We start from the raw sequence: 13,778 nt of genomic DNA on the forward strand, positions 1-13,778 counted from the left end.
GGGACCTGGTGTTTACCCTCGCCCGTGTCGCGGTCGATGAATCTCTTGACGGTGGCGGTGGATTTGCCATCGTTCTCGGCTCCGCCTCCACCCTGCACTGCCCACCCGGCGCACCGATTCTGACTCTCATGACCTCGTTGATGGGGGCCGAACACCGTCGAGCGGCATCGCTTCCGCGACGACCGAACGGAACCGATGCCAAGATCAACCCGATGACGAAGGTCGCGGTGCGCATGACGACCCGTCCATAGCGAAGCGAAAGGATACCCCTGACCGCAATGTGAACGATCACATAAGCGGTGTCAACACCCATCAGTCGGCCCTCGCGCATCCTCGATCCCGAGGGAGGACAGGGCTGGCGGGGCGCCTCCGGAGCGCCGCGTCAAGCGGGGCGGGCGCCGGACCGAGGTCGTCGCCGGCCCGACGAGCTCGATGCCGATCAGCGCATCGACGGCTGTCGCCTCTTGTGCGCGACGTCTGGAGCGCGCTCCGGCGACGCTCGGTCAGAACCGCGATCGAGGGCAGCCGCAAGCGGTTCATTTTGTTTGACCTCGAACATGTGAACGCTCACATCAAGCGAGGAGTCGGCGACGCGGACAGCGGCGTGCGACGGCCAAGCGGCGCGGCCCCGCCACTGGCGCTCAGCCCTGCGAGGGCCGCCGCGGCGCCAGCATCCCGCTGGAATCCCTCTCGCCCACCACCCCCGCCACGTGCATCGACCGCAGGGCGGCGATGATCTCCGGCGTGACGAGCGGCCCGCCGGGGGCATAGGACGGCGCCAGCGGCTTCAGCGGCTCCGGGAGGATCTCGGCGACCCGCGCGCCGATGGCCCCGCGCGACGCCGCGTGCCCCTCGCGCTCGGCCGCGTCGCGGAGCGCCCGCGCGAAGTCGGCCGCCGTCGGCCAGCGCGCGTCGCGATCGCGCTCGAGCGCCCGCGCCACGGCGGCCGTGACCGCCTGGCCCACGCCCTCGCGCTCGCTCGAGAGCGGCGGCACCTCGCGCCCCAGCACGGCGTGGAGGATCGACAGCATGCTGCTGCCGATGAACAGGCGCCTGCCCGCCAGCACCTCCCACGCCACGACCCCGAGAGAGAACACGTCCGAGCGCCGATCCAGCGGCCGCCCGTGCGCCTGCTCCGGCGAGAGATAGCTCAGCTTCCCCTTCACCGTCCCGGTCTTCGTCCGCGTCGTGCGGCGCAGGGCGTACGCGAGCCCGAGATCGCAGATGGACGCCCGCCCGTCCACGCCGACAAGCACGTTCGACGGCGAGATGTCCCGGTGGATCACCTGGAGCAGCTCCCCCGAGCTGTCGCGCGCCTCGTGCGCCGCATGCAGCCCCTCGGCCGCCTGCGCGATGAGATCGAGCGCGTCGCCGACCCCGATCATCTCGGGAGGTCGGGTGAGGTGCTTCAGCGTCACCCCCACGACGAGCTCCATTGCGATGTAGGGCGCGCCCCCCTCGCCGAGACCGCAATCGAGGACCGGCACGAAATTCGGGCTCGCGACGCGCGACGCGATGCCCGCCTCGTCGAAGAGCATCGCCGCATACACCGACTCGTACCGTAGATCGGCGCGGATCCGCTTCACCGCGACGAGCGGCTCGCGCTCGAGCTCCGCGCCGGCCTTCGCGTTCTCCCCGCTCCCGCCGCCCGCCCCGTCGACGGCCGCCGTGCGGGCGCGACGGGCGATGTAGACCTCGGCCATGCCACCCACAGCGAGCTGCACAAGCAGCTCGTAGGGACCGACAGTGCCCAGACCAGACGAATCCATGCTCGATACTCTGGGCGGTCGGTTATCACGTCAATGGAAATCCATCAACCCGGCCATTTTACGCGCCGTCGCCTTCGTTCGTCCTTTTCGTCCTTCTGCTGCTGCTCGCTGCCGCTCTCTCACGCTTGCGCCGGGCCGCGGGCGGCGAGCGCCCCGCCGCCCGCCCGCTCGGGCTCGTCGCCCCGCTCGACGTGCTCGGCCAGCACCCGCTCGTCGGTCTCACCCACCGAGCGCAGCCAGCGCGCGGCCGCACGGTGGCCGGCGGCGCGATCGCCGTCCGTGAGCATCCCGTAGGCGGCGTCGCGCACGAGGGCGTGACGGAACGTGAGCTCCTCGTGCCCGGGGTAGCGCGACACGCCCCGCCGGGCGACGAGCTCCTCCGACAGCAGGCTCTTCAGCCAGCGATCGAGCGACTCGGCCGACGTGCCGGCGCCGAGCAGCTGCCGCACCCCCTCCGGCCAGAAGCTGCCGCCGAACAGGCTCGCCGCGCGCAGCGTGCGCCTCGCCTCGGCCGGCAGCGCCTCGATCCGCGTGTGCATCAGCGCCACCACCGTGGGCGGCAGGTCGCCCCGGCCCTCGGCGCGCGCGCGCATCAGCTCCTCGAGGAAGAACGGGTGGCCGTCCGCGTGCTCGACGAGCCGCGCCGCCTCGGACCGCGCGAGCTCGTCGCCGAACACGCTGCGGACGAGCCGATCGGCCGCCCGCGGGCTGAGCGCGCCGAGCTTGATGTGCTGCACCCCGCGCGGAACCCACAGCCCGGGGAACGTCTCCATCACGCTGTGGCGCGCGAAGCCGAGCACGAGGAGCGGGCGATCCGAGAGCGCCTGCAGCGCCTCGTCCAGCACCGAGACCGAGGCGTGATCGCTCCAGTGCATGTCCTCGAGCACCACGACGACCGGCCCCTCGCCGCACCGCGCGGTGAGCCAGTCGAGCACGGCGCGGCGCGCCTGCTCGCCCAGGAGGACCGCGTCCCCCCGGGCGACGTCGAGCTCCGGATCCGGATCGTCGAGCGGCGTGCCCGCGATCTCGCCGAGGAACCACGCGATGCGCCGCGCGTCCGCGGCCGGCACGGCGCGCGCCACGTGCTCGCGGATCTTGCCGCGCCGCGCCTCGAGCGCCTCGCCGGGCAGGCAGCCGGCCGCCGCGAGGACGATCTCGCCCAGCATGCCGAACGGCGCCCCCGCGCCGATCGGGTCGCCGCGCGCCACGTAGACCGACGCGCGCGCGTCGACCTCGCGCACGACGCGGACGAGCTCGCAGCGCAGGCGCGTCTTGCCGATGCCCGCCTCGCCGAGCACCAGCGCGGCGCGCGCCACGGGCTCGTCGGCGCTCTGCTCGAAGAGGCCCCGCAGCATCGCGAGCTCGCGGTCGCGCCCGACGAACGCGGTGACGCGCCCGAGGAGCGTGCGCTCCGGCTCCGTGCCGTCGCGCTCACCCTTCAGCAGGAACGACGGGCCGTCGCCGATCACCTCGAAGCGCGGGGCCGCGAGCCCCGCCGTGACCTCGTCGATGCACACGTCGTCCCCGGCCTCGCGCAGCCGGGCGACCGCGCGGTCGATCACGTCGCCCGCGGGCAGGCGCTCGCCCACCTGCGCGCGGCCCGTGGCGAGCGCGACCGGGCGCCCGGGCAGGCGCGCCTTCATCGCGAGGGCGCACTGCGCGGCGCGCGCCGCGAGGTCGAAGGCGACCATCGGGCCGGAGCCGCCGCGGCCGGTGAACGCCTCGTCGGCGTGCGAGGACAGGAGCACCATCCGCGTGCCGCCGGCGAGCCGCACGCGCTCGCCGCCGAACGCCTCCGCGACGTCCGAGACGACGCGCTCGACGCCTCGATCGCTCGCCGGCTCGGGGTCCGCGGCGCCCACGTCGACGAGGACGACGCTGATGAGCCGCCGCTCGTCGCCCGTGACCGACGCCGGCGCGCCGTCCCCGCCCTCGCCGGGCGAGCGCGCGAGCAGGGCGCGCATCTCCGCGAGCGCGGCCGCCGCCGCGCGGCCGCCTTCGGGGCGCGCGGCCGGGTCCTTCGCCAGGAGGCGCGCGACGAGCTCGTCGAGCGAGGGCGGCACCTCGGGGCGTCGATCGGCGAGGCGCGGCGCCTCCTCGAGGAGGATGCGGCACATCTCCGCGAGCGGGTCGTCGGCCGCGAAGGGGCGCTGCCCGGCGATGCTCTCGAAGAGCAGCACCCCGAGCGCGAAGACGTCGGCGCGCGCGTCGACCTCGGCGTCGCCGCGCGCCTGCTCGGGCGCGACGTAGCCGAGCGACCCGACGAGCGAGCTGGCCTCCGTGACGAGGGTGGTCGACGCCGCCGCCCGCGCGACGCCGAAATCGAGCAGGACCACGCCGTCGACCCTGCCGTCGCGGAGGAGCACGTTGCTCGGCTTGAGGTCGCGGTGCGTGATCCCGAGCGCGTGCACCGCGGCGAGCGCCTCCGCGATCTGGTGCGCGACGAGCAGCGCGTCGGCGACGGGGAGCGGCCCCTCCTGGAGGCGCGCGTCGAGCGTGATGCCGTCGAGCCACTCCATCGCGAGCCACAGGGCGCCGTCGTCGCTCGTGCCGTGCGCGATGTGCTGGACGATGAGCGGGTGCTGCACGGCCTCGAGCAGGCGCGCCTCGCGCCGGAAGCGGGCCGCGAGCTCCGGGAGCGCGACCTTGAGCGCCACGGGGCGGCCGGTGAGCTGGTCGGTCGCGCGGTAGACCGTGCCCATCCCGCCGGCGCCGGCAAGGCGGTGCACCTCGAACCGGCCTGCGACCAGCGTGCCCTCGCGCATGGCGAGAGCTTATCCGAGAGCTCCTGCCACGTCCGCGGTCCGCGCGCTCGGTGGTGACGGTTCGGGGTGTTTGTTGTACGCTGTGCGCGTAGACGCCCGGAGGACCGCGCTTCGCGCACAGGACGCCTTCTCGGGTCGGCGGCTCGGCGGATTGGAGAGGGACCCCGATGAACCCCGGACAGCAGGTGACGAGCACGCTCAGGCTGGCGCGCGAGCTCGGGAAGGGGGCGATGGGGAGCGTGTGGGTGGCCGATCACCTCGCGCTCGGGACGCAGGTGGCGGTGAAGTTCATGTCGCCGGCCTACGCGGACCAGAGCGGCTTCGTGGAGCGCTTCCGGCGGGAGGCGATGGCGGCCGCGCAGATCAAGAGCCCGCACGTCGCGCAGGTCTTCGATCACGGCGTCATGCAGGAGGGCGTGCCGTACATCGTGATGGAGCTGCTCGAGGGGGAGGACCTGAAGAGCCGCATCCAGCGGCTCGGCGCGCTCCCGCCCATCGAGGTCACGACGATCGTATCGCAGACGGCGAAGGCGCTCGGGCGGGCGCACCAGCTCGGGATCGTCCATCGCGACATCAAGCCGGACAACATCTTCCTGCTCGACGTCGAGGGCGAGGTGTTCGTGAAGGTGGTCGATTTCGGGGTGGCCAAGCGGGTCCAGGGCGCGCCCCAGGGCGACCTCGGCATGACGTCGACAGGGAGCGTGCTCGGCACGCCGCTCTACATGAGCCCCGAGCAGCTGCTCAGCGCGAAGCACGTCGATTTCCGCGCCGATCTCTGGGGGCTGGCGGTGGTCGCGTACCACGCGCTCACCGGGCAGGTGCCGTTCGTCGGCGAGACGCTGGGCGCGCTGTCGGTGGTGCTTCACACAGGGATCTTCACGCCGCCGAGCGCGCTGAGGCCGGAGCTCTCCCCGGCGCTCGACGCCTGGATGAAGAAGGCGCTGGCGCTCGATCCCGCGGCGCGCTTCGGGTCGGCGCGGCAGATGGCGGAGGCGCTGGAGCACGCGGTCCTCGGGCTCGCGCGCGCGCCGTTCACGAACGATCCCTCGTCCAGCGGAGATCGGGTGAGCCACGGGGTCGCGCCCGGGAGCGCGTCGCAGCCGGTGCTGTTCGGGGCGCCGACGCCGGTGCCGTCGGCGCCGGGCGCGCGGCTGTCGACCACCGGCACGCCGTCGTCGGCGCCGGGCGCGCGGCTGTCGACCACCGGCACGCCGGGGCGGACGCTCGCCGGCATGGCGACCTCGGGGACGGACGGGTCCCGCAGATGGGCGCCGGCGATCCTGGCGGCGTCGCTCGCCCTGGGGGCGGCCGTGTCGGTGGGTGTGTTCCTGGCGACGAGGCCGTCGCCCACCGTGGAGGTGTCCCCCTCCTCGGACGACCCGGGCGCCCGGCAAGCCGGGCCGGGTGCAGCGCAGCCGGCTGGGCCCGCCGCAGCGCCGGGGCAGGCGGAGCCCGCTGAGCCCGGGACGGCAACCACGGCGGCGCCTGCGAAGGCGGCCACGGCGGAGGCCGTGGAAAGCCCCCAGCTGCCGCAGGCAGGCGCGGCAGGCACTCCGGCGGCCGCGGCGGGCACCCAGGCGGGCGCGCAGGCGGCCCAGGCGGGCGCGCAGGCGGCCCGGAAGGGCGCCCTGGCGGCGACGAAGCCCAGCGCGACCGTGGTGCCGCGCGGCGTCACGGACGGCCGCGGCCGGGTCACACCGCAGGGGACGACGACAGGTCGCCCGGCGGCAACGAGGCCACCGCCCCCGCCGCTCGAGGACACGATCGGCTTCTGAGACAGCCTTTCGGGTGGTGGCCCTGAGGAATCCCCTCAAATTTTTCGGAGAATTCACAGGGAGGCGGGGAGACGGGGAGTAAAATCTCAGAAAAACTCCCCGCCTCCCCGCCTCCCTGTTCAATTTCCCGCTGTAAACGGGCACAAAATGAGGGGATTCCCCAGGTGGTGGCCCTATTTGCCCCGGAGTGAACCCCATGGAGGCGGGAAGATGGGAAGATCATTGATCTTTTCTCCGCGCCTTCCCGCCTTCATGTTCAAATCTGGCCACCAAAGCGAGGCACAGTGGGCGCAGTGCGACATCCCGCCTCGCTCACCCTCCGTGCGGGGCCGCGAAAATCGGCGCGATCGCATTGCTGCAGGAGAATTTCGCATTGGCATGGACCGTGCGGTAGCCGTCGCGGGGGCCCGGAGCGAGGACGCGCTCACGCGAAGGAGGTCTCTTCATGGCGAAGCTCGTAATTGGCCTGGTACAGACGCGCGACGAGGCGGAAGCCGCGGCGGAACGCATCATCGACTGCGGCTACACGCGACAGGACGTCAGCCTGCTGATGACCGACGCGACGCGCCACAGGTGCTTCAGGGTTCCGGACGGAACGCCGCCGGCGCACACGTTCGGCGCCGCGATCGCGATGAGCGCCGTGGTTCCCGACCTCGAATTCGTGGTGGCCGGCCCGCTGGCCGCCGTGGTGGCGAGCGCGGTCTGCGCCAGGATCACCGGCGGCCTGCGCGAGATCCTCATCACCGCCGGCGTCCCGAAGCGCTGGGCGGAACGCTACGAAACCGGCGTCAAGCAGGGCAGGATCCTTGTGAGCGTATTCGCCCACAGCGAACGAGAGGCCGGCGTGCTTCACAGGGTCCTTGACGACCCCGACCCCGACATGTACCCGGTCCGCCCCGCGATCCCCGGACGCCCGTCGTCCCACACGTTCATCTGAGCGAACAGCGCGCAGCCCGGCGCCTCACCTCCGCAGACGTGAGGCGCCGGGCGCGCCGAGTGTCGGGCTCAGCCCCCCAGGGACCTGAGCCGCGCGCGCAGCATCAGCGCCCCGATGAGGTCTTCCTCGGCGTCGCTCCGGCGCGACCAGCCCAGCGCGAGGTAGCGCAGGAGCTCGCCGAACGTCGGTCCGGCCGGCGCCGCGCTCGTGCCGCCGCGGACGACCCAGAGCTGCTCGCCGTCGGCCTCGAGCGCGACGATCGCCCGCTGGGCCGCGCCGCCGCCGAGCGCCGAGCCCAAAAGCCGCGCGATCGGGTAGAGCTGCCGCGCCGCCGCCGCGTCCCAGCCGGGCTCGCGCTCGTGGCCGCGGAGCTCGTCCTCGCGGAGGAAGCGCAGCGTGCCCTCCACGGCGCCGATCGCGAGCTCCCGGTAGAGGTCCTCCGGATCCGCCGGATCGGCCCAGTCGTAGGCGCGCGCGAACGCCGCGTACGTGGCCGGCGGGGCGACGCCGCGGACGGGCGGCGGGGGCGCCGCCGGCGCGCCGCGGCCGTCCTCGCGCCGGAGCACCCGGTTGAGCCGCTTCACCTCGTCGGCGATCGACCCCGGCCCCGGCTCGACCAGGCGCACCTCGACCCGGCGCTCGGGCGCGAAGAGGCCGCCCATGAGCGCGCCGAGCACCGGGGCGCCCAGCTCGGCCGAGAGGAACGTCGAGCCGCGGTGCGGCCGGATCGCCCGGTCCGTGGCGTCGCGCTCCTCCTGCGCGGTCGCGGCGTCCGGGAGGTCGATGTCGACCGCGGCGAGGTCGCTCCGGTCGGGCGTCTCCACGCCGGCCTCGAGGCCCTCCTCCCCTTCCCTCGCGAAATGGCGGACAAACCCGCTCGCCTCGAAGCGCCAGCCGTCGTCGTGGACGACCTCCTCCGAGAACACGAGCACGAAGATCGTCGCCCCCGGGTGGCCGAGCTCGGCGGCCGCGTCGAGCACGGCGACGGGTGGAGAGAGCTCGTCCTCGAAGAGCTCGACGAGGTGGTCGAGCTCGTCGCCGCCACCGGCGGGCTCGCCGCTCGCGTAGTACGCGGCGCAGTACCCGGGCACGCCCGGGAGCGGCGCGACGAACAGGCGCGGCGAGGCGACGCCCCAGCCGCCGAGCGCCACGGCAAAGCCCTGGGACAGCGCGCGGTCCGGGATATCGGCGGGTCGAAAGATCAACGCAGCGAACGTGGTGGCCATGGGGCGCCCAGGGTAGCCGATCGCCCACCCGCGGCCGGTGTCCGACGCGCTCCGCGCGCCTTCATGACCGCTTGCTCAAGTTCTCCGTGGTTCCCCGGGGGGCGAGCGCGGTCCTCGGAGAGGATCCCGCCACCCGCGGCCGGGCGCCTGCCGGGAAACCACGAAGAGACCTCCGGAGCGGAGGAACCGGATGCCAGGCCCCGCCGGCGAGCCGCTGCGCGCCTCGCTGCGGCCTTGGACGCGGCGCGGCGCATCGGGTAGAGGACCCTCATGCTCGGTCAATCCACCCTGTCCGTCGGTGAAATCGCCCCTGACTTCACCCTGCAATCGCAGCGGCGAGAGGCGGTGAAGCTCTCCGATTTCCGGGGCAAGAAGGCGGTCGTTCTCTTTTTCTATCCCAAGGACGACACCCTGGTATGCACCGCGGAGTCGTGCGCGTTCCGCGACCACTATGACGCGTTCGCGGAGGCCGGCGCCGAGGTCATCGGCGTGAGCGCCGACTCGGAGGGATCCCACGAGCAGTTCGCGCAGAAGCACCGCCTGCCCATGACGCTGCTCAGCGACCCCGGCGGGCAGACCGCGGCGCGCTACGGCGTGAGGCCGCTCTTCGGGCTCCTCCCGGGCCGCGTGACGTTCGTCATCGATCGCGAGGGTGTCGTTCGACATGTCTTCTCCTCCCAGCTCCGCGCGGCGAGGCACGTCGAGGAGGCGCTCGCCGTCGTGAAGCGGATCGAGGCCTCCGGCCGCGGTTGACAGGCGCCGGGAGCGGCGCCTGATCTCCACCCGTCGCCCGTCGTTGACGCCCTCGAGAGGGGCGTTATGAACCCACACGGCGGGGCCATCGCACGCCTCCGCCGGGGGGAGGCGACGATGAAGAATGGATTGTGGACGACAGCGACGCTGGCGGCCGCCGCGTTGGGTTTTTCCCGGCCGGGGGCCGCGGCGGACGCGCTCTCGCTCCGCCGGGTCGTGCTCTCGACCGGCGGCGTCGGGTATTTCGAGTACGAGGCGCGCGTCCGCGGCGACGCCGAGCTCGCGCTCGAGGTGCGGCTCGATCAGGTCGACGACGTGCTGAAGAGCATCGTCGTCTACGACGAGCGCGGCGTGACCGGGAACATCACGCTTCCCGGGAGGGAGCCGCTGCGCGACCTGTTCCGCGAGCTCCCGTTCGACGAGGCAGCGCTCGAATCCGAGGCCGCCCTGCTGAACGCCTTGCGCGGCGCCGAGGTGCGGACCCGGGGGTCCGAGGGGGCCATCGTCGGGCGGATCGTCTCGGTCACGGCGGCGCAGGTGGCGCTGCCGGGCGGCGGCTCGGAGGACCGGCACCGGCTCGCGCTGATGTCGGAAGGCGCGCTGAAGCAGGTCGTCCTGGAGGAGACGGGCGGCGTGGAGCTCGTCGAGGAGCGCCTGCGACAGCAGGTCAGCGCGGCGCTCCTCGGGCTCGCGAGCCGGCGTGAGCGCAACCGCCGCGAGCTCGTCGTGCGCACGACCGGAGAGGGCGAGCGGGTCGTCCGGGTGGCCTACGTCATCGAGGTCCCGCTCTGGAAGACATCGTATCGGCTGACCGTGCCGGAGGACCCGCAAACGACGACCGCCGCGCTCTCCGGGTGGGCCATCGTGGAGAACCAGAGCGGCGGCGACTGGGACAGCGTGGATTTCACCCTGGTGTCGGGCAACCCGGTGACGTTCCGCCAGGCGCTCTACGAGATCTACTATGTGTCCCGCCCGGAGGTGCCCGTCGACGTCGCCGAGCGGGTGCTGCCGCGGCTCGACGAGGGCGCCGCGGCGCTCACGGCCAGGGCGGCGCGACTCGCGCGCTACCACGCCGGCGCGACCGCCGAGGCGCCCCCCGCGGCCGCCGAGAAGGGCGAGCCGGAGCGCGAGGAGGCGGCGACGCAGGTCGTGTTCCACTTCCCGGCGCCCCTCACGATCGCGAGCGGGCAGACGGCGCTCCTCCCGATCGTCGAGCGCGAGGTCCCGGCAGAACGCGTGTGGCTTTACCAGCAGGAGGCGAGCGCGCGCAGCCCGCTCGCCTCGGTGCGGCTGCGGAACGATGGCGACACGAGCCTGCCGCCCGGCGCGATGACGGTCTACGAGCGCTCCGCCCGGGGGGTCGTCACCTACGTGGGCGACGCCCGGCTCGCGCCGCTGCCGCCGGGCGAGTCGCGGCTCGTGAGCTTCGCCGTGGACCGGAAGGTGCGTATCGATCGCGAGGAGCGGGCCGAGGAGGCGTTCTCGCGCGCGCGGATCCAGGGCGGGATGCTGGAGATCGTCCGGACCGCCCGCAAGGTGACGGTCTACACGATCGTGGGCGCCGCGCGCGAGCCGCGCGTCGTGCTCATCGAGCACCCGCGCCTCGCCGGCTGGGAGCTCGCCGAGCCGAAGAAAGGCGTCGAGGCGACGCGCGACCGCTACCGCATCCGGCGGGATGTTGCCGCGGGCGAGACAGCGCGGCTCACGGTCGCGCTGGAGCAGCCCATCTCGCACACGATCGCGCTCACGAGCCTCTCCAGCGAGCAGATCGGGGTGTACCTGTCCTCGCGCGAGATCCCCGAGGCGCTGCGCGCGGTGTTCGCGCGGATCGCGGAGCTCAGGGCGACGATCGAAGGCCGGCAACGCGCGCTCTCGGCGCTGGAGTCCGAGCTCGCGGCGCTGCGCGGCGAGCAGGAGCGCGTGCGCGAGAACCTCAAGGTCGTGCCCGCGGGGAGCGCGCTCCACGAGCGCTACCTCAGGACGCTCAGCGAGCAGGAAGACCGGATCGCGGCGGTGTCGGCGAAGCTCCCGGGCGCGCGCGAGGCGGTGGCCGGCGCCGAGCGGGCGCTCGCCGACTACGTGCGCGACCTGTCGCTCGCGCCCTAGCGCTGCGCGCCGAGCCGAGCTGCCCGCCCGAGGAGACGCTGTCCGTCGCGGCGCCAACGAACAGCGTCTCCTCGGATCGCCGAGGCAGTGGCCTTTGGGCGCTATCGAGCGTTCCGGGGCCATGTCGTGTCCCCTGGGTGCAGCAGCGGCAAAAGCCGAGCCCGTCTCCGGTTCCGCCGGCCGGCGCACCACCGCGCGAGCGGCAACGAGCCTATCCGCAGATCACGGCGTTACGCCGCGCTACAGCGTAATGATCCGCTGTCACGACAGAGGTGCCGCATCGCAGCACCGCGAGCACGAAGTCGATGCTGCTTCCTGTATGGTCGCCGCGCGCGCTTCGGGATAGAAAAGACGATCTTAAGGAGTCATCGTCATGAAAAGAAGCGTGAATGCAGTGCTCTCCCTGTCTGCTGCCGTGGCGCTGCTGTGCCTCGGCACGCCTGCCGACGCGACGACGGCCGTCCTGCTCTCGCGCGAGGACCTCGTGCGCAAGTCAGCGACGGTGGCGCGCGTGACCGTCGGCCAGTCGTACGCGACGGAGTCCGACGACGGGAAATCGATCGTGACCCGCACCGAGCTCACGATCACTCAGCCGCTCAAGGGAGCCGAGGCGGACAAGGGGGGCGTGAAGGTGATTGTGCTGGAGCAGGTCGGCGGGACCTACAACGGCAAGACACAGCGGCTGCTGGGCGACGCCACGCTCTCGCAGGGCGAGGACGCCGTGGTCTTCCTGCGCCCAGGCGACAAGGGGCGATGGCACTTCACGGCGCTCGCGCTGTCGGTCTATCACGTCGACACGAAGGGTCTGGCGCGGCGCAGCCTCGAGGGGCTGCACCTCGTCCAGCGGAGCGGGGGCGCGCTCGTGCCCGTCAAGGCGCCCGCCGAGGAAGTCGAGCCCATCGAGAGCCTCATGACGGACGTGGTCCGCATCGCGGGAGTGAAGTGAGGTGAGGCGCCCCGTTGCCCTCGCCGTCTTGCTCGGCGCCGTCTCGTTCCACGCCGCGGTCCCCGAGGCCGCCGCGTGGACGCCGGTCGATTCCAGCGTCCCCCGCTGGGGTCAGCTGCCCGTCAGCTACTACATCAACCACGCGTCGATCCCGAGCTCGATCGCCGGCTTCGCCGTCGCCCGCGTCGAGTCCGGGTTCGAGGCGTGGTCGAGCGTGGGGTGTACGGAGTGGCAGACCAGCCTCCTCGGTGACACCACCGATCGTCACGACTACAACGACCGCAAGAGCGTGTTCCACTGGGTCAGCGACTCCTGGCCGAACATGCTCGGCGACGTCAACTCGGTCATCGGCGTCACGATGCCGGCCTGGGGGTCGTTTGACGGCATCATCGGGGACGCCGACATGGTCTTCAACAACGTCGGGTTCTGCTGGAACGACACCGGCAACGACGGCTGTGTCGACACACAGTCGATCGCCACACACGAGGAGGGACATTTCCTCGGCCTCGGCCACTCCAGCGAGCGGAGCGCGACGATGACCCCGTACTACGTCGTGGGCGCGTCGATGCGCACGCTCGAGGACGACGACGTCGAGGGCGTGTGCGCCCTGTATCCCATCGGCGAGACCATGACCACGAGCGTCACGAGCGCCACGAGCGCCACGAGCGGCGGCGGCGACGGCTGCGATAGCTGCTTCAACGGCTCGCTCGCGGACACCTGCAGGTCGCAGTATGACGCCTGCGGCGCGTCGACCTCGTGCCGCGCCTTCGCCGGCTGTTACGCCGACTGCCAGGACAACGCCTGCGTGGAGCGCTGCATGAGCGATCATGCCGCGGGCGCCAGCATCTATACCCGCATCATCGAATGCATCTGCAACGACTGCTCGACGGAGTGCACCGCCGAGTGCGCCGGCGTCGAGGACGGGGGCGGCGGCGGGGGCAGCGGCGGCGGGGGCAGCGGCGGTGCCGGCGGAGCGGAGGCGAGCAGCACGTCGACCTCATCGGCCGGCGGCGAATCGACCGCGAGCGCGACAGCGAGCTCGTCGGTCGCCTCGGGCAGCGGCGTGGGCGGCGCCGACCCGCCGACCGAGGACCCGCCGACCGACGGGGGGTCCGGCGGCGACTCCGGGTGCTCCTGCTCGACGAGCGGTCGATCGGCCGATCTGGGAGGGCTCGTGCTCCTCGGCGTGGTCGCCGCGCTGGGTTCACGTCGGCGTCGACGCCGAGCGCCGCTCGGTCGCGGGTAAACGATCCTCCCGGGTGAACCACGCCCGGTGGCGACGTCCCTGCTCGCGGTGCGCGCGTCGAGGATCATCCCACCGAGGCGCCGCCGCTCGCGCTGATCGAGGACCCTCGATCGCGCGTGGGCAAGGCGGGGCGTCGGCGGCCAGCCAGCCACGCAAGAACGATGTAGGGCGCGCATGTCGCGCGCGGGGCGTGTGCCGAGGTGGCCGCGCGCTGGCCGGCCGTCCTGGCCGGCTGGGCGGCCACACCACGGGATG

Annotated in this window: 10 protein-coding genes; 7 read left to right on the forward strand and 3 right to left on the reverse strand. The window is 72.9% G+C overall.

The window, feature by feature from the left end:
- Positions 1-8 precede the first annotated feature (8 nt).
- The gene (locus WMF36_RS24500; RefSeq protein WP_437573159.1) at positions 9-251 is read left to right on the forward strand and encodes a hypothetical protein; all 243 of its coding nucleotides are present in this window, start codon (positions 9-11) and stop codon (positions 249-251) included.
- Between the two features lie 390 nt (positions 252-641).
- On the opposite strand, the gene WMF36_RS24505 is transcribed toward WMF36_RS24500, so the two are convergent.
- Entirely contained in the window at positions 642-1,769 is a 1,128-nt protein-coding gene (locus WMF36_RS24505; RefSeq protein WP_437573160.1) for a serine/threonine-protein kinase, read from the reverse strand.
- Positions 1,770-1,888: 119 nt separating this feature from the next.
- On the reverse strand, positions 1,889-4,534 hold the full coding sequence (locus tag WMF36_RS24510) for a protein kinase domain-containing protein (RefSeq protein WP_437573161.1): 2,646 nt from the start codon (positions 4,532-4,534) through the stop codon (positions 1,889-1,891).
- A 167-nt stretch (positions 4,535-4,701) separates the two neighbouring features.
- Here WMF36_RS24510 and WMF36_RS24515 point away from each other — a divergent pair, with 167 nt between their 5' ends.
- Entirely contained in the window at positions 4,702-6,309 is a 1,608-nt protein-coding gene (locus WMF36_RS24515) for a serine/threonine-protein kinase (protein ID WP_437573163.1), read from the forward strand.
- A 445-nt stretch (positions 6,310-6,754) separates the two neighbouring features.
- A complete protein-coding gene (locus WMF36_RS24520; RefSeq protein WP_437573164.1) occupies positions 6,755-7,246 on the forward strand; it encodes a hypothetical protein in 492 nt (163 codons plus the stop codon).
- Between the two features lie 68 nt (positions 7,247-7,314).
- On the opposite strand, the gene WMF36_RS24525 is transcribed toward WMF36_RS24520, so the two are convergent.
- Positions 7,315-8,472, reverse strand: coding sequence for a hypothetical protein (locus WMF36_RS24525; protein ID WP_437573165.1), 1,158 nt, complete (start codon positions 8,470-8,472; stop codon positions 7,315-7,317).
- A gap of 270 nt (positions 8,473-8,742) precedes the next feature.
- Between WMF36_RS24525 and WMF36_RS24530 the strand changes: the two genes are divergently transcribed.
- The 4 genes from WMF36_RS24530 (at position 8,743) to WMF36_RS24545 (ending at position 13,523) form a co-directional block, all read left to right on the forward strand.
- Entirely contained in the window at positions 8,743-9,225 is a 483-nt protein-coding gene (locus WMF36_RS24530) for a peroxiredoxin (RefSeq protein WP_437475784.1), read from the forward strand.
- A gap of 117 nt (positions 9,226-9,342) precedes the next feature.
- Positions 9,343-11,331 (forward strand): DUF4139 domain-containing protein, encoded by a 1,989-nt coding sequence (locus WMF36_RS24535; RefSeq protein WP_437573166.1) that lies wholly within the window; start codon positions 9,343-9,345, stop codon positions 11,329-11,331.
- A 373-nt stretch (positions 11,332-11,704) separates the two neighbouring features.
- Positions 11,705-12,277, forward strand: coding sequence for a hypothetical protein (locus tag WMF36_RS24540; RefSeq protein WP_437573167.1), 573 nt, complete (start codon positions 11,705-11,707; stop codon positions 12,275-12,277).
- A gap of 1 nt (position 12,278) precedes the next feature.
- Positions 12,279-13,523 (forward strand): matrixin family metalloprotease, encoded by a 1,245-nt coding sequence (locus WMF36_RS24545; RefSeq protein WP_437573168.1) that lies wholly within the window; start codon positions 12,279-12,281, stop codon positions 13,521-13,523.
- The last annotated feature ends 255 nt before the right edge of the window (positions 13,524-13,778 follow it).

The organism is Sorangium sp. So ce887 (assembly GCF_051521455.1).
GTDB lineage: Bacteria > Myxococcota_A > Polyangia > Polyangiales > Polyangiaceae > Sorangium.